We start from the raw sequence: 16,372 nt of genomic DNA on the forward strand, positions 1-16,372 counted from the left end.
GCCGCCGGGGCCGAGCCGGGACTGCCCGACTGGCCGCGCGTGGCGGCGCGCGACTACGCCCCCGCCCGCGCGCCGGATCTGAGGATCGACACCGGCCAAGGGGGTGTCGAGGCGACGCTCGCCCGCGCGATCGCTCATCTGGACGCCGCCGGATGACGCCGCTCCTCCTGCTGCCGGGGATGATGTGCGACGGGCGACTCTTCGGCCCGCAGGTCGCGGCCTTCTCCGCCTCGCGCGCCGTCATGGTGGCGCCGATGCACGGCAAGACCACCAACGAGATCGCGCGCCATATCCTCACCCACGCGCCGCCGCGTTTCGCGCTCGCGGGCCTGTCGATGGGCGGGATCGTCGCGATGGAGATCGCGGCGCAGGCCCCCGACCGGATCGAACGGATCGCGCTGCTCGACACCAACCCGCGCGCCGAGCTGCCGGAGGTCCGCGCAGGCCGCGCGCCGCAGATCGCGAAGGCCCGCGCCGGTCAACTCGCCGCCGTCATGCGAGACGAGATGAAGCCGCGCTACCTCGCCGACGGGCCCGCGCGGCAGGACATCCTCGACCTGTGCATGGCGATGGCGCTCGATCTGGGCCCGGAGGTCTTCGAGGCGCAGTCGCGCGCGCTCGCCACCCGGCCCGACCGACAGGACGCGTTGCGCGGCCTCGACGTGCCCGCGCTGGTCCTGCATGGTGAGGCGGACACGCTCTGCCCGGCGGAGCGGCACGACCTGATGCACGCGCTCCTGCCCCGGTCGGAGCTGGTGCGCATCGCCGGGGCGGGGCATCTGCCGGTGCTCGAACGCCCCGAGGAGACGAACGCGGCGCTCGCCCGCTGGCTGGAGGCATGAATGAACCCGACCCTTCTCGACCTGATGCGCCGCGTCGACACGCCCACGATCTGCAATGCGATCGAGGTGGCGCAGGGCACCCGCGGCTTCGACGCCTATACGCGGGGGACCATGCTCTGCTCCGCGCCGGGCGAGGTCATGGTCGGCTATGCCCGCACGGCCAAGATCATGGCGCGCGTGCCGCCCATCGCCTCGCCCGCCGAAATCCGCAAGCGGCGCATGGCCTATTACCGCTACATGAGCGAGGGTGCCCGGCCCGCCGTCTGCGTGATCGAGGACATGGATTTTCCCAATGCCGTCGGAGCCTTCTGGGGCGAGATCAACACGAATGTGCACAAGGCATTCGGTCTGTCGGGAACGCTGACCAATGGCGTCATGCGCGATCTGGGCGACCTGCCGGAAGGGTATCCGGTGGTCGCGGGGTCCGTCGGGCCCAGCCATGCCTTCGTGCATGTGCTCGACTTCGACACGCCCGTGACGGTCTTTGGGCTGAAGGTCACGCCCGGTGCGCTGGTCCATGCCGATCGGCATGGCGCGGTCGTCGTGCCCGACGATGTCATCCCGCAATTGGAGGCCGCGATCCGCAAGCTGATCGAGACCGAGCGGATCGTCCTCGATGCCGCCTCGGGCCCGCTCGACTTCGACAGTTTCGAGGCCGCCTGGACCGCGTTCGAGGCTGCGCGGACCTGAGGCGCCTCGCCCGAACGCTCCAGCGCGGCCCATCATGCCCGGCCGGATCGGTGTGCGCTTTGCCCGCCTGCGACATGGTCTCGCGGGATGTAGATATCCCATCCGGTGCGGCTAGCTGATGCCCTGCGGCGCGATATTGCCGTGGTGTAACCGGAGGACCGAGTGATGAAGCGTACCCTTTGGACGAGCGCCCTGGTGGGCGCGCTGACCCTGATGCCCGCGCTGGCGACGGCGCAGGACATGACCCCCGACGCGATCGACCTCGTCGAGGTGGCGAGCGGCTCGGGCCAGTTCGACACGCTGATCGAAGCGCTGATGGCGGCCGATCTCGGCGAGACCGTGGCGACCACCGAAGGGCTGACCATCTTCGCCCCGATCGACGAGGTCTTCGTGGCCATCGACGATCTCGATGCGATCCTGGCCGATCCCGAGCGGTTGACCGCGATCCTGCAGCTTCACGTCGTCCCGTCCGTGGTGATGTCCGACGCGCTCGCCTCGGGCATGTCGGAGATCGAGACGCTGGGCGGCGGGATGCTGACCATCGGCGAGCAGCATGGCCAGGTCAGCATCGTTTCCCCCTCGGGCGCCGAGGCGATGATCGTCCGCGCCGATATCGAGGCCGATAACGGCGTGATCCACGCGATCGAGACCGTCCTTACGCCGTGATCCCGGCGCGCGGAGTGCGCGCGTCATGGCCACGTGTCAGGACGAAGCTCCCCGGGCACGCCCCGAGCCGGGGCCGCGCCTCTATTTCTCGCTGAGCGTCCTGCGCACCGCGACCTGCCAGCCGGCATATTTGCGGTCGGCCTCCGCCTTCTCCATCGAAGGGGTAAACTGCCGGTCGCGCTGCCAGCTCTTGGCGAACTCCTCGGGCCGACCCGCGATCCCCGACTGCATCGCGGCCAGATAGGCCGCGCCCAGGGCCGTCGTCTCCAGCACCACGGGCCGGTCCACCGGGGCCTGCAACTGGTCGGCCAGCGCCTGCATGGTCCAGTCGCTCGCCGTCATGCCGCCATCGACGCGCAGCACCACGTCGCGGTCGCCCGCGCCGTCGCGGCGCATGGCCTCCAACAGGTCGCGCGTCTGGTAGGCCACCGACTCGAGCGTCGCCTTCGCGATCTCCGCCGCTCCGGTATTGCGGGTCATGCCGTAGAGCGCCCCGCGCGCCTCCGCATCCCAATAGGGCGCGCCGAGGCCGGTGAAGGCGGGGACGAGGTAGACGTTCTGCGCGGGGTCGGCCCGCTCGGCCAGGTCCGCCGTCTGACCCGCGCTGTCGATGACCTTCAGCCCGTCGCGCAGCCATTGCACCGCCGCCCCGGCGATGAAGATCGAGCCTTCCACCGCGTAGGTCGGCTTGCCGTCGAGCTGGTAGCCGATGGTGGTCAGCAGGCGGTTTTGCGACCGCACCGCCGTGTCCCCGGTGTTGAGCAGCGCGAAGCACCCCGTCCCGTAGGTCGATTTCAGCATCCCCGGCTCGAAGCAGGCCTGACCCACCGTCGCCGCCTGTTGGTCGCCCGCCACCCCGCGGATCGGCACGGGCGCGCCCACGGTCTCTCCGGTCGTCTCCCCGAACTCGGCGGCGCTGTCGAGCACCTCGGGCATGATCCGCTCGGGGATGTTCCACATGGCGAGCATCTCGCCGTCCCACCGGCCCTCGTGGATGTTGTAGAGCATGGTGCGCGCCGCGTTGGTCGCGTCCGTCACGTGCCGCTTGCCGCCCGTCAGCTTCCAGATCAGCCAGGTGTCGATGGTGCCGAAGGCCAGCTTCCCGGCCTCGGCATCCGCCCGCGCGCCCTCCACGTTGTCGAGCAGCCAGGCGAGCTTCGAGGACGAGAAATAGGGGTCGAGCAGCAGGCCTGTGCGCTTCGCCACCTCCTCCTCATGCCCCTCGTCCTTCAGCCGGGCCGTGGTCTCGGCCGTGCGCCGGTCCTGCCAGACGATGGCGCGGTGCACCGGCTTTCCGGTCTCGCGGTTCCACAGCACGACCGTCTCGCGCTGGTTGGTGATGCCGATGGCGGCGATCTGGCGCGCGGTCAGCTCGCAATCGGTCAGCGCCGTGCGCACCGCGCGTTGCGTCGAGGTCCAGATCTCCTCCGCATCGTGCTCCACCCAGCCAGAGCGCGGGAAATGCTGCGTGAACTCGTATTGCCCCGACGCGACCGGCGCGAGATGGTCGTCGAAGACGATCGCCCGGCTCGACGTGGTGCCCTGGTCGAGGGCGAGGATGTATTGTCCGCTCTTCATGCTTTGCCTCCCTTGAACAGGACGTTCTGCGCGTCCCGCCCCTGTCTGTAATCGCCGCGCTTCTCCGCGGCCAGCGCGCGGCCCGCCTTCACGCCCGGACGCGCGCCCACCGTGTCGAGCCAGCGCGCGAGGTTGGGCTTGTCGTCGAGGGTCTGCTGCTGACCTTCCCACAGCGAGGCCCAGCCCCAGATCGACATATCCGCGATCGAGAAGAAGTCACCGGCCACGAACTCCCGATCCGTAAGCCGCCGGTCGAGCACGCCGTAGAGCCGCGCGACCTCGCTGCGGTAGCGGTCCTTGGCGTAGGGCAGATCCTGCGGCGGGTCCATCGCGGGCGCGTATTTCAGGAAGTGATGCGCCTGACCGGCCATCGGGCCGAGCCCGCCCATCTGCCACATCAGCCACTGGTCGACCTCGATGCGCTGCCGCTCGGTCTCGCCGCAGAACAGGCCCGTCTTGCGCGCGAGATATTGCAGGATCGCCCCGCTCTCGAAGATCGAGATCGGCTCTCCGTCCGGCCCCTCGGGGTCGACGATCGCGGGCATCCGGTTGTTGGGCGCGATGGCGAGGAACCCGGGCGCGAACTGATCGCCCGCGCCGATGTCCACGAGGTTGAGTTGGTAGGGCAGGCCCATCTCCTCCAGCGCGATGGAGACCTTCCACCCGTTCGGCGTGGGCCAGAAATGAAGCTGGATCGGCTCGGCCATCGCGTCTCTCCCCCTCGGATCAGGGGTTCAACATGCCGCACCCATCCAGCGTTGCAACCCCCGTCACGCGCCGAGCGGGCGACGACCGGGCAGGGAGAGCGCGGGCCAGCGCCATCCCGGCGTGGCGGCGAGCGCCGCGATCCGGTCCTGCCGCCAGATGCCGGGGCGGTCCAGCAGATCGGCGTGGAGCGCGCCGATCCCGTCGCGCGTGTAGAAGCTCCAGTGACAGGCGCCCGCGGGTCGGGGCCCCAGCGGCAGGCCGAGCGCGACGAGACGCTCCTCCACCACGGGATCGTCGAGTAGCAGGTCGACGCTGCGCCGATGCGCCAGCCCTCCGCCCAGCGGCGCGCTGCGCCCCGGTGCGCGCCAGTCGAAGGCGAGGTCGAAACGCCGGTTCGCCCGCGCGCGCATGTTGACGACCAGGGTCCGGTCGGAGGCCGCGTCGAGCGCCTTCAGCGCCGGGCGCAACCGTTCCGCAGCGCCCCACAGGAGAATCCGTCGCGGCTCGGCCAGCCTCATGTGGGGCAGAGCGGCGAGCGCCACCCGCGCGCCCAGCGAGTGCGCCACCACGTCGATGCGCCGTCCCGGATCGACCGCCGCGATCCGGTCGGCCAGCCGCGCGACCTGCCGCCCGACCTCACCGGCGCGCGCGTAGACCGCGCCGAACCCGCGCAGCGCCGCCATCCCGCCGGTTCCGTCATACATCGCGGGCCAGCCGATGCCGATGACCGGCCCTGCCCGGTTCAGCAGCGCGGGCCAGCTCGCGCCTCGGTCGCATCGCGCCTCGGACCGATCCGCATAGATCAAACGGTGCGGGTCGCGAAGCTCCGGATCGTCGGGCGATGGGACGTGGAACGGGCAGTAGCGAAACCCGTGCAGCATCAGCGTCACCGGGCCGGGACGGGCCAGAACCCGATCCAGCCCTGCCTCGAAGGGAGCCCCCGCGACATCCGCCACGAGGTGCTCGGCCGTTGCCACGCACCGCATCGCTGCCTCGCTTCACGTCTTTTGTCGGGACTGTCCGCCCACCCTGCGACGGAAAGGTTCCTATTTCGTGAAGATCGCGTGACGCCTGCGCGCCCTTGCCGCGAGGTCAGCCCGGAACGCCGCCCGCCACCGGCCCGTTCATAGGGTGAACGCCAATTTTACGGAGGCACCCCATGTCCACCATCACCACCACCAATCCCGCCACGGGCGAGACCATCGAGACCTACGACCTGATGAGCGAGGCCGAGGCGCTAAGCCGGGTCGAGGCTTGCCACAAGGCCTTCCTCGACTGGCGCATGACCAGTCATGCCGAGCGGGCGACGCACCTCAAGAACATCGCGAAAGCCCTGCGCGACAAGGCCGACGATCTGGCGGAATTGATGACGCGCGAGACTGGCAAGCTCCTGAAGGATGGCAAGACCGAGGTGCAGCTTTGCGCCGCCATCTTCGACTACACCGCCGAGAACGGCCCCGACGCGCTCGCGGACGAGGAGCGGACCCACGGCGACGGCAAGCGTGGCGTCGTCACCTACCAGCCCATCGGCGTGATCTACTCGATCCAGCCTTGGAACTTCCCGATCTACCAGCCGGTGCGCGTGCTCGCGGCCAACCTGATGGCCGGGAATGGCTGCGTGCTGAAACACGCCTCGATCTGCACCGGCTCCGGCCTCGCCTTGCGGGATCTCTGCATCGAGGCGGGCCTGCCCGAAGACCTGTTCCAGGTCGTCCTGATCGACCACGACGTCTCTGACGAGCTGATCGCCCATGACCTGATCCGCGGCGTCACCATGACCGGCAGCGACGGCGCGGGCCGCCATATCGGCGCGACCGCCGCCAAGGCGCTGAAGAAGACGGTGCTGGAGCTCGGCTCCAACGACGCCTTCCTGGTGCTGGAGGATGCCGATATCGAAACGGCGGTGAAATTCTCCACCATGGGTCGGCTCTACAATAACGGTCAGACCTGCGTGTCGGCCAAGCGCTTCATCGTGACCGACGCGGTCTACGACGCCTTCGTCGATGCCTATGTCGCACAGATGAAGCAGATCGAGATGGGCGACCCGATGGAGAAGGCCACCCAGCTCGGCCCGTTGTCGAGCCAGGACCAGTTCGAGACCGTCCGCGACCAGGTCCGTGAAAGCGTCGAGAAGGGCGCGACCGTGCTCTGCGGGGGCGAGGTGCCCGACCGCACCGGCGCCTATTATCCCGCCACCGTGCTCGCCGACCTCAAGCCCGGAATGCCCGCCTATGACGACGAGATCTTCGGCCCCGTCGCCTCGATCATCCGCGCCAAGGATGACGCGGACGCGATGCGCCTCGCCAACGAGAGCCGCTACGGTCTGGGCGGCGGCATCTTCTCGCGCGACGAGGAAAGGGCGCTCGACCTCGCCCGCCGGCATTTCGACACCGGCATGGTGCGCATCAACAATTTCGGGGCCGCCGATCCCAACATGCCCTTCGGCGGCGTGAAGGACTCGGGCTATGGCCGCGAGCATGGCGGCTTTGGCATGAAGGAGTTCGTGAACGCCAAGGCGATCTTCCTGAACTGACCGCTCCCTGCGCCGTCCCGCATCTTCGGGGCGGCGCCCCTTGACCCCCGAAGGCCCTCCGGCCTAAAGGGAACATCGTGGCGATTTGTCGAACCGGATTGCGGGCCACGTAAAACATTCCGCTAAAGAGGTCGGTCCCCGCCACGGCGGTCCGGCATCTGTCCGAGACCACGTCGAAGGGAAAGGAACCCCGATGACACAAGACTGGAACGACCGCACCACGCTGGTCCACGCGGGCGCGCGCCGCTCGCAATATGGCGAGGTGGCCGAGGCCATCTACCTCACGCAAGGCTTCGTCTATCCGACATGTGAGGCGGCCGAGCAACGCTTCGTCGAACTGGGCGAGGACGAGTTCATCTATGCGCGCTACGGCAACCCGACCGTCGCCGCCTTCGAGGACCGGATCGCGGCACTCGAAGGGGCCGAGGCCGCCTTCGCCACCGCCTCCGGAATGGCGGCGGTCAACGGCGCGCTGTTCTCGATGCTGAAGGCCGGGGACCACATCGTGTCCTCCCGCGCGCTCTTTGGTTCCTGCCTCTATATCGTCGAGGTGCTGCTGCCCCGCTTCGGCGTCGAAGTGACCTTCGTGGACGGCACCGATATCGACCAATGGCGCGAGGCGGTCCGGGACGACACAAAGCTCGTCTTCTTCGAGACCATGTCCAACCCGGTGCTGGAGGTGATCGACGTCGCCGCCGTCTCCGAGATCGCCCACGCAAAGGGCGCTATGGTCGTGGCCGACAACGTCTTCGCCACCCCGATCCTGATGCGCGCCTTCGACCTCGGCGTCGACGTGGTGATCTACTCGGCGACCAAGCATATCGACGGACAGGGCCGCTGCCTGGGTGGCGTGGTGCTGGGGTCCGAGGATTACATCCGCGGCACGCTGGAGCCCTATCTCAAGCATACCGGCGGCGCGCTCAGCCCCTTCAACGCGTGGGTGATGCTGAACGGGCTGACGACGCTCGACTTGCGGGTGCGCGCGCAAGCCGCCACCGCCGCGCGCCTCGCCGACACGCTGGCCGACCATCCGGCGGTGACCCGCGTGATCTATCCCGGCCGCCCCGATCACCCGCAACACGCGGTCGCCGCGCGTCAGATGCAGACGGGCGGGACGATGCTGGCCTTCGAACTGGCCGACAAGGCGACCGCCTTCCGCGTGCTGAACGCGCTTAAGGTCGCGATCATCTCGAACAATCTCGGCGACGCACGCTCCATCGCGACCCATCCCGCGACGACGACGCACCAGCGGCTCGACGCCGAGACGCGGACCGAGCTGGGCATCACCGACGGCACGGTGCGCTTCTCCGTCGGGCTGGAGGATGCCGCCGATCTGGAAGCCGATCTGCTGGCCGCGCTCGACCATGCCTGAGCCCTTCGGCTTGGCGCAAATATTCCGGGGGAGGGGCCGTCATCCGACGGCACCGGGGGCAGCGCCCCCGATCCGCCCTCGCAATCGCGCGGCGCGCGCCCTAGGTTCGGGTCCCGCGCGCCGCGCGCGGGACGCCTGATCCGGTTCGCGCCGGGCGGCGTATTCCTGGCAAACACACCATCGACGGACATTGCGCCATGACCCAGACCGCCCCCGACACCTCCCACGACCGCCCCACCCGCGAGGAAGCGGAGGAGGCCGTGCGCACCCTCCTGCGCTGGGCCGGCGACGACCCGACCCGCGAGGGTCTGCTCGACACGCCCAAGCGCGTGACCAAGGCCTATTCCGACTGGTTCCGCGGCTACGAGCAGGACCCCTCCGAGATCCTCCAGCGCACCTTCGAGGAGGTCGAGGGCTATGACGAGATGGTCGTCCTGCGCGACATCCGGTTCGAGAGCTTCTGCGAGCATCACATGGCCCCTATCATCGGCAAGGCCCATGTCGGCTACATCCCCGACGGGCGGGTCGTGGGCATCTCGAAGCTCGCCCGCATCGTCGACGCCTTCGCCAAGCGCTTCCAGGTGCAGGAGAAGATGAATGCCCAGATCGCCCAGGTGCTGATGGAGACCTTGCAGCCGCAGGGCGTCGCCGTGGTGCTGGAAGGGGAGCATCACTGCATGTCCACCCGCGGCGTGCACAAGCCCGGCGTCTCGATGGTCACCTCCACCATGCTCGGCGTCTTCCGCGAGCATCCGTCCACCCGCAAGGAGTTCCTCGACATCATCGGCAACCCGACGAACCGGCTGGGGTAGGGGACGCCCCGGCCCGCCGTCGCCAGGGGCCAGCCCCCGGACTTGCCCATAGCCGGGGGCCAGCCCCCGGACTTGCTTACAGCCGGGGGCCAGCCCCCGGACCCCCGGGATATTTCGACGAAGCAGAAGTTGAGGCGGGACTCGTCAGGTCATCTCAGACGTTCGAGCCGGCCCTTGCGCTTGACGATGTTTGCGTAGTCCCACTGCACCTTGCGCGCCTCCGCCAGCCAGTCGGTCAGCGGGGCCGCATCGAGATCCGCCACGTCCCGGATCCGCAGCTCCGCCGCCTTGAACGTCCCCGTCGGGGTCAGTCCCGGTGTCGCAAAGCCCTGTCCGCTCCAGAACATCAGGCGCACGCAGTCCTTCAGGCGCGAATAGCCGACGATGGGATTGTGGTTCAGGAACCAGACCGGATGCGCGTGCCGGACCTTCGACTCCGCCTCCGGCAACCCGTCGTCGATCGCCGCGCGCAACCGGTCGCAGATCGCCCGGTCCTCCGGCGCGAGGGCGGCGTGGAAGGCATCTTTGGTCTCGTGCGGCATGCGGTTTCCCTCCTTTGGCCGGATCGCACCCGACCATAGCACGGCTCACGCCTGCGAATGGGTGCGCCGCACCCTGCGCACCGCCTGGAACGCCAGCAGGCCCGCCGGGCCGAACAGGAAGATCAGCGGCAGGCAGGGCAGGACCAGCCAGTGCGGCACGCCCTCCGCCCGCGCGGTGCGGCAGGCCCAAGCCCCGATGAACAGGTCGAAGGCGAGGTAGTGCACCCACCCCGCCAGCATCGCCTGCTCGGTCGAGAACAGCTCCATCACTTGCGTCAGAGAGCCGAAGCCGCCGCTACCCTCCGAGGGCATCAGGACCAACACGACATACCCCCCCGACATGATCAGCGGCAGGACGGTGCCCGCCATGCGGTCGGACCATTTGGGGATCGCGGGCGCGACCAGCAGGAGGGCCCAGCCGGACATGGCTGCAAGCCCGGCGAGGGAAAAGGCGGTTTCGTACATCTGCTATATCCTTGCATTGCGTCTCTCCCGTGACTGCTGCATAAAGATTGCAGATGCAAGTGATTCGGAAAGATATCGCAATGACCGACCAGCCGACCCGATCCGCCCTCCAACTCCTGCTCGCAGCCGATGCGTTCCGCGCCGGTCTCTCCGGCGAGTTCTCCGCCATCCACGGGCTGTCGGTGAACGAGTTCCTGATGATGCTGCATCTCGACCGGACCGAGGCGCGCCGCCTGTCGCGGGTGGAGCTTGCCCGCCGGATGCATGTCAGCGCCTCGACGATCACCCGCATGGCCGCGCCGATGGAGAAGATCGGCCTGCTGTCGCGCGAGGCCGATCCCCGCGACGCCCGCCTCGCCTTCGTCGTGCTGACCGCGACAGGGCAGGAAAAGCTTGCCGACGCGCTCGCCACCTTCGCCAAACGCGCGGGCTATGTCTTCGGCACCGGCTGGAAGGAGGAGGAGGTCGCGGCCTTCGCGGACATGCTAGGCCGCGTCGCACCCGGCGCGATGCCGCTGGAGGGATGACGGGGAGCGTCCGCAACAGTCCCTCCCCGCGCGTCCGCGGTGCCTGCGTCCATGCTTGACACCTCCGGTCCCCCCGGCGAAGGCTCGGCGCCATGATCTCCTTGCGTCCCGTCGGATATGTGGTCGGCCTGCTGGTGCTCGCGCTCGCCGCCGCGATGCTGCTGCCCTTCGCGGTGGACCTCGCCGACGGGCACCGCGAAGGGGTGGAGAGCTTCGGCGTCGGGGCCTTCCTCACCTTCCTCGCCGGGGCGGCGCTGGTGCTTGGCTGCAATGACGGGCGGACGCGCGGGCTGACCATCCGCCAGACCTTCGTGCTGACCGTGGCGGTCTGGGCGGTGCTGTCGCTCTTCGCCGCGCTGCCGTTCTGGATCGGGGCGGAGGGCCTGAGCTATACCGACGCCTTCTTCGAGGCGACCAGCGGCCTGACCACCACCGGCGCCTCGATCCTGCCCGACATCGAGGCGATCAGCCGCGGCGCGATGCTGTGGCGCGGGCTGATGCAGTGGATGGGCGGCATAGGCATCATCGTCTTCGCGCTCGCCTTCCTGCCGATGCTCAAGGTCGGGGGGATGCAGCTCTTCCGGTCGGAGGCCTTCGATACGTTCGGCAAGATCCTGCCCCGCGCGGCGGAGATCGCGGGCTCGATCTCGGGCATCTACCTGGGCCTGACCATCGCCTGCGCGATCATCTACGGCTTTTGCGGTATGCAGCCCTTCGACGCGATCGTGCACGCGCTGACCACCGTCAGCACCGGGGGGTTCGCCAATTACAACGCCAGCTTCGGCGCCTTCTCGGCCGCCGCCGAATATGTCGCGGTGGTGTTCATGATCCTCGCGAGCCTGCCTTTCGTGCGCTACGTGCAGCTTATGGCCGGCACGGCGGAGCCCTTGTGGCGCGACGCGCAGGTCCGCGCCTTCATCGGCCTGCTGGTGTTGCTGGTAGGCGTGCTGACGCTGTGGCAGGTGGCGATGAACGGCACGCTGGCCGAGCCCGCGCTGCGCAAGTCGCTGTTCAACCTGACCTCGATCATCACCGGTACGGGCTATGCCAGCGCGGATTACGGGCTGTGGGGCAGTTTTCCGGTGACGGTCATCTTCCTCGCCGGGCTGATCGGCGGCTGCGCGGGCTCGACCTGCTGTTCGGTCAAGATCTTCCGCTACCAGCTGCTGTTCGCCGCACTCGTGACACAGGTGCGCCAGCTCCACCACCCTGCGGGCGTGTTCCGTCCCCGCTACGAAGGGCATACGGTCAGCGAGGACGTCATGTCCTCGGTCATGGCCTTCTTCGTGGTGTTCTACCTGACGCTTGGAATCGTGACGGCGATCCTGGGGCTGATGGGGCTCGACACGGTGACGGCTTTGTCGGGGGCGGCGACGGCGCTCGCCAATATCGGGCCGGGCCTGGGGCCGGAGATCGGGCCCGCAGGCAGCTTCGCGGGCCTGCCCGACCAGGCGAAATGGGTGCTGGCCGTGACGATGCTCATCGGTCGGCTGGAACTGATGAGCGTCTACGTCCTGTTCACCGCTGCGTTCTGGCGGGGGTGATCGACCTTCCCGGAAATCGTCCGGTGGACGATTTCGGTCGATCACGCGCGGAGCGCCGGGTGAGGGCCGTCCGGGAAAGACCCCGGTGGGGCCTTTCAGGCCCGAACGCGCGGAGCGCTGGAGGATCGACCTTCCCGGAAATCGTCCGGTGGACGATTTCGGTCGATCACGCGCACAGCGCCGGGGGAATCTGAAACCACGCAAGCCGTGCAGCGTCGGGCCGCGGCGCGGCGATCCGGCCGTCGAGCATGGCACTTTATCACAGCCAAGTCCGCATGACCTCTCGACATCACGCCTTCATCAGCCAAATCGCCGTGCCGGGGGGCTGCCCGGCGATGCGCGGCGGCCTTCGGCCTTGACTCCGCGCGGAACCCTGACCCCCTCCCGTTGACCCCCCGCGGCCCCGGAGTCATAAGGGCCGCGCATGACAGCGAGGCCCGACATGACCGACCGCCCCCGTTCCTTTCAGGAGATCATCCTGCGGCTGCAAGGCTACTGGGCCGCGCAGGGCTGCGCCATCATGCAGCCCTACGACATGGAGGTCGGGGCGGGCACCTTCCACCCCGCGACCACGCTGCGCTCGCTCGGCTCGAACCCCTGGGCCGCCGCCTATGTCCAGCCCTCGCGCCGCCCGACCGACGGGCGCTACGGCGAGAACCCCAACCGGCTCCAGCACTACTACCAGTACCAGGTGCTCATCAAACCCAGCCCCCCGAACCTGCAGGAGCTCTATCTCGGCAGCCTCGAAGCCATTGGGATCGACATGTCCCTCCACGACATCCGCTTCGTCGAGGACGATTGGGAAAGCCCGACGCTCGGCGCCTGGGGCCTGGGGTGGGAGGTCTGGTGCGACGGCATGGAAGTCAGCCAGTTCACCTATTTCCAGCAGGTCGGCGGCCATGACTGCAAGCCGGTGTCCGGGGAGCTGACCTACGGCCTCGAACGGCTCGCCATGTATGTGCTGGGCGTCGATCACGTCATGGACATGCCCTTCAACGATCCCGGCGCGCCGATCCCGCTGAGCTATGGCGACGTGTTCCGCCAGACCGAGCAGGAATATTCCCGCTGGAATTTCGATGTGGCCGACACCGCCACGCTCCTGCGCCATTTCGAGGAGGCGGAGGCCGAATGCGCCCGTATCCTCGCAGAGCCGCATGTCGATCCCAAGACCGGCAAGCGCATCGTCATGGCCCACCCGGCCTATGACCAATGCATCAAGGCCAGCCACATCTTCAACCTGCTCGACGCGCGCGGCGTGATCTCGGTCACCGAGCGTCAGGCCTATATCGGCCGGGTCCGCACGCTGGCCAAGCACTGCGCCGACGCCTTCGTGCAAACCGAGGCGGGCGGCCACGCGGCATGAACGGCAAGTGGCTCGTCGGACTGTTCGTGGGCTTCGCCGTGATCTTCGGGATCGGCATGTACTACGCGCAGCTCTATGCCTTCTACGAGGAGACCGAGGCCGACAGCATCACAGTCGCGGGGCGTGAGGTTGCCGTCTCCGACTGGCGCGGCATCGACGCGGACACCTCGCCCAACAAGCTGCGCGCCTGCCTCACCGTCGATCCCGCCGATTTCGCGGATGCGCCCCCCGCGCCGAACCCGCAGCCGCTCGTCGCCCCCGGCTGGTTCGACTGCTTCGACGCGCGCGCCATCGCCGCCGATCTCGACAGCGGGGCGGCCACCGCGTACCTGCTGGCGGACGAGACGCAGGCGGACGCCGTGGATTACGAGATCCTCCGCATGATCGCCGTCTACCCCGACGGCCGCGCCTTCCTCTGGCGCCACTACAGGGAAAGCTGATGCCCGACCTTCTGATCGAACTGTTTTCCGAGGAAATCCCCGCGCGGATGCAAGCCAAGGCGTCCGAAGACCTCAAGCGTCTCGTCACCGACGGGCTGGTCGAGGCCGGGCTGACCTATGGCGGGGCCGCCGCCTTCGCCACGCCGCGCCGCCTGACGCTGGCGCTCGACGAGCTGACGCCCGAGAGCCCGACCCTGCGGGAGGAGCGCAAGGGCCCCCGCACCGACGCGCCCGAAAAGGCGCTCGATGGCTTCCTGCGCTCGACGGGCCTGACCAGGGACCAGCTGGAGGTCCGCGACGACAAGAAGGGCCAGTTCTATTTCGCCGTGGTCGAGAAACCCGGCCGCCCCGCCGCCGAGATCGTGGCCGAGGTGCTGGAGCGGACCATCCGCACCTTCCCCTGGCCCAAGTCGATGCGCTGGGGGGCAGGTTCCTTGCGCTGGGTGCGCCCGCTCCATTCCATCCTCGCGATCCTGACGACCGAGGAGGGGGCCGAGGTCGTCCCGCTCGACATCGACGGCATCGCCTCCGGCGACACGACGCGCGGTCACCGCTTCCACGCGCCCGAGGCGTTTTCCGTAACCTCCTTCGAGGATTACGCGGCGAAGCTCAAGCGCGCCCATGTCGTGCTGGACCCCGCCGAGCGGGCCGATCATATCTGGACCGAAGCGACCAACATGGCCTTCGCGCAAGGGCTTGAGGTGGTGGAGGACAAGGGCCTGCTGGCCGAGGTCGCGGGCCTCGTCGAATGGCCCGTGGTGCTGATGGGCCCGATCGGGGAGCAGTTCCTCGACCTGCCGCCCGAGGTGCTGCAGACCTCGATGAAGGAGCATCAGAAGTTCTTCTCCGTCCGCAATGCCGACGGCAAGATCGTCAAATACGTCACCGTCGCCAATCGCGAGACGGCGGATGACGGCGCGACGATCCTCGCCGGCAACGGCAAGGTGCTGACCGCGCGTCTGTCGGATGCCAAGTTCTTCTGGGAGAACGACCTCCAGACCGTGCGCGAACGCGGTCTGACCGGCATGGCCGAGCCGCTCGCCAACGTCACCTTCCACAACAAGCTGGGCAGCCAGGCCGAGCGCATCGCCCGCATCGCGGCCCTCGCGCGCGAGATCGCGCCGCTGGTCGGGGCCGACCCCGAGCAGGCGCAGCAAGCCGCCGAGATCGCCAAGGCGGACCTCTCCTCGGAAATGGTCTACGAATTCCCCGAGCTTCAGGGCCTGATGGGCCGCTACTATGCCGAGGCCGCCGGGCTGCCCCAGCCGGTCGCCAACGCGGCCGAGCAGCACTACTCCCCCCTCGGCCCCAATGACGACGTGCCGACCGAACCGGTCAGCGTCGCCGTGGCGCTGGCCGACAAGCTCGACACCCTCACCGGCTTCTGGGCCATCGACGAGAAGCCCACGGGGTCCAAGGACCCCTACGCCCTGCGCCGCGCTGCGCTGGGGGTGATCCGGCTGGTGCTGGAGAATGGGGTTGCGGGAAGTCTCCGTGAAAGACTTTATCAGATGATTGTTGCCCAACTGGTAGATGATGACGATCTTTCAGAAGAGATAAGGCACGCAAAGAATCTAATTGAGCTTTACAAATGGGCACTGACGGATCAGCGAAAGACGGCGGATGCAATCAAGATCATTCCTGAAATTTCAGAGACTATGAAAAGACTTGATAGTGCAACAGCAGCGCAAGAAAGATATTTGACAAGCTTTGTGGTAGCAACGGTGCGCACACGCGACCTCCTCTCCTTCTTCGCCGACCGCCTCAAGGTCCATCTGCGCTCCGAGGGCATCCGCCACGACGTGATCGACGCGGCCCTGCCGCAGGACTGGGACGGCGACATCCTGCTGCTCGTCAACCGCGTGCGCGCGCTGCAGGCCTTCCTCGATACCGAGGACGGGGCGAACCTGCTGGCGGGCTATACCCGCGCGACCTCGATCCTCGCCGCCGAAGAAGCCAAGGACGGCGTCTCCTACGAGATGGACCCCAACCCCGACCTGGCCGAGACCGACAGCGAGCGCGCGCTCTTTACCGCCCTCGACCGGGCCGAGCCGCAGGTGCGCGACGCCCTCGATGCCGAAGCCTTCGCCGACGCCATGTCGGCCCTCGCCGCGCTGCGCGACCCGCTCGATGCCTTCTTCGAGGGGACGCTCATCAACGCGGACAACCAGATCATCCGCCGCAACCGGCTGTGCCTGCTGAACCGCATCCGTGTGCTCTTCGACCGGATCGCCGATTTCGGCCGCATCGAGGGCGGGAAGGGTCGGTAAGATTGACCCATTACCCGCGG

The 16,372-nt window shown here is 68.2% G+C and carries 16 protein-coding genes and 1 riboswitch; of the genes, 11 read left to right on the plus strand and 5 right to left on the minus strand.

From position 1 onward, the window contains the following. The first annotated feature begins 152 nt into the window (after positions 1–152). From RX333_RS00005 to RX333_RS00015, 3 genes are all read left to right on the plus strand, one after another. The gene (locus tag RX333_RS00005; RefSeq protein WP_316012844.1) at positions 153–842 is read left to right on the plus strand and encodes an alpha/beta hydrolase; all 690 of its coding nucleotides are present in this window, start codon (positions 153–155) and stop codon (positions 840–842) included. Beyond that, a complete protein-coding gene (locus tag RX333_RS00010) occupies positions 843–1,532 on the plus strand; it encodes an RraA family protein (RefSeq protein ID WP_316012845.1) in 690 nt (229 codons plus the stop codon). 165 nt (positions 1,533–1,697) lie between these two features. After that, a complete protein-coding gene (locus tag RX333_RS00015; RefSeq protein WP_316012846.1) occupies positions 1,698–2,198 on the plus strand; it encodes a fasciclin domain-containing protein in 501 nt (166 codons plus the stop codon). 81 nt (positions 2,199–2,279) lie between these two features. Here the strand turns inward: RX333_RS00015 and glpK are convergent, their stop codons facing one another. The 3 genes from glpK to RX333_RS00030 all read right to left on the minus strand — a co-directional run bounded on the left by glpK (position 2,280) and on the right by RX333_RS00030 (position 5,461). Beyond that, positions 2,280–3,776, minus strand: a complete 1,497-nt coding sequence (gene glpK, locus RX333_RS00020) for a glycerol kinase GlpK (protein ID WP_316012847.1) — start codon at positions 3,774–3,776, stop codon at positions 2,280–2,282. Then, positions 3,773–4,483 carry a glutathione S-transferase N-terminal domain-containing protein gene (locus RX333_RS00025; RefSeq protein ID WP_316012848.1) on the minus strand — a complete coding sequence of 237 codons (711 nt, stop codon included), beginning with the start codon at positions 4,481–4,483 and terminating at the stop codon, positions 3,773–3,775. Before RX333_RS00025 ends, glpK begins: the two co-directional genes overlap by 4 nt. Before the next feature lie 63 nt (positions 4,484–4,546). Then, the gene (locus RX333_RS00030) at positions 4,547–5,461 is read right to left on the minus strand and encodes a hypothetical protein (RefSeq protein WP_316012849.1); all 915 of its coding nucleotides are present in this window, start codon (positions 5,459–5,461) and stop codon (positions 4,547–4,549) included. A gap of 182 nt (positions 5,462–5,643) precedes the next feature. Here RX333_RS00030 and RX333_RS00035 point away from each other — a divergent pair, with 182 nt between their 5' ends. The 3 genes from RX333_RS00035 to folE all read left to right on the plus strand — a co-directional run bounded on the left by RX333_RS00035 (position 5,644) and on the right by folE (position 9,201). Next, a complete protein-coding gene (locus tag RX333_RS00035; RefSeq protein ID WP_316012850.1) occupies positions 5,644–7,017 on the plus strand; it encodes an NAD-dependent succinate-semialdehyde dehydrogenase in 1,374 nt (457 codons plus the stop codon). 67 nt (positions 7,018–7,084) lie between these two features. After that, a riboswitch (SAM riboswitch) is annotated at positions 7,085–7,164 on the plus strand. 46 nt (positions 7,165–7,210) lie between these two features. Then, on the plus strand, positions 7,211–8,389 hold the full coding sequence (metZ, locus tag RX333_RS00040; RefSeq protein ID WP_316012851.1) for an O-succinylhomoserine sulfhydrylase: 1,179 nt from the start codon (positions 7,211–7,213) through the stop codon (positions 8,387–8,389). Between the two features lie 197 nt (positions 8,390–8,586). Further along, complete coding sequence (gene folE, locus RX333_RS00045) at positions 8,587–9,201, plus strand: GTP cyclohydrolase I FolE (RefSeq protein ID WP_316012852.1); 615 nt, start codon at positions 8,587–8,589, stop codon at positions 9,199–9,201. 149 nt (positions 9,202–9,350) lie between these two features. Here the strand turns inward: folE and RX333_RS00050 are convergent, their stop codons facing one another. Continuing rightward, positions 9,351–9,743, minus strand: a complete 393-nt coding sequence (locus RX333_RS00050) for a DUF1801 domain-containing protein (RefSeq protein WP_316012853.1) — start codon at positions 9,741–9,743, stop codon at positions 9,351–9,353. A gap of 45 nt (positions 9,744–9,788) precedes the next feature. Next, positions 9,789–10,208, minus strand: coding sequence for an ABA4-like family protein (locus tag RX333_RS00055; protein ID WP_316012854.1), 420 nt, complete (start codon positions 10,206–10,208; stop codon positions 9,789–9,791). A gap of 80 nt (positions 10,209–10,288) precedes the next feature. Between RX333_RS00055 and RX333_RS00060 the strand changes: the two genes are divergently transcribed. The 5 genes from RX333_RS00060 to glyS all read left to right on the plus strand — a co-directional run bounded on the left by RX333_RS00060 (position 10,289) and on the right by glyS (position 16,352). Beyond that, positions 10,289–10,735, plus strand: coding sequence for a MarR family winged helix-turn-helix transcriptional regulator (locus RX333_RS00060; RefSeq protein WP_316012855.1), 447 nt, complete (start codon positions 10,289–10,291; stop codon positions 10,733–10,735). A 92-nt stretch (positions 10,736–10,827) separates the two neighbouring features. After that, entirely contained in the window at positions 10,828–12,279 is a 1,452-nt protein-coding gene (locus RX333_RS00065) for a TrkH family potassium uptake protein (protein ID WP_316012856.1), read from the plus strand. 442 nt (positions 12,280–12,721) lie between these two features. Continuing rightward, positions 12,722–13,642 (plus strand): glycine--tRNA ligase subunit alpha, encoded by a 921-nt coding sequence (locus RX333_RS00070; protein ID WP_316012857.1) that lies wholly within the window; start codon positions 12,722–12,724, stop codon positions 13,640–13,642. Continuing rightward, a complete protein-coding gene (locus tag RX333_RS00075; RefSeq protein ID WP_316012858.1) occupies positions 13,639–14,082 on the plus strand; it encodes a DUF6446 family protein in 444 nt (147 codons plus the stop codon). Before RX333_RS00070 ends, RX333_RS00075 begins: the two co-directional genes overlap by 4 nt. Further along, positions 14,082–16,352, plus strand: a complete 2,271-nt coding sequence (gene glyS, locus RX333_RS00080) for a glycine--tRNA ligase subunit beta (protein ID WP_316012859.1) — start codon at positions 14,082–14,084, stop codon at positions 16,350–16,352. The genes RX333_RS00075 and glyS overlap by 1 nt, the downstream gene beginning before the upstream one ends. Positions 16,353–16,372: the final 20 nt, after the last annotated feature.

This window comes from Roseobacter sp. HKCCA0434 (assembly GCF_032464675.1).
Taxonomy (GTDB): Bacteria; Pseudomonadota; Alphaproteobacteria; order Rhodobacterales; family Rhodobacteraceae; genus Pontivivens.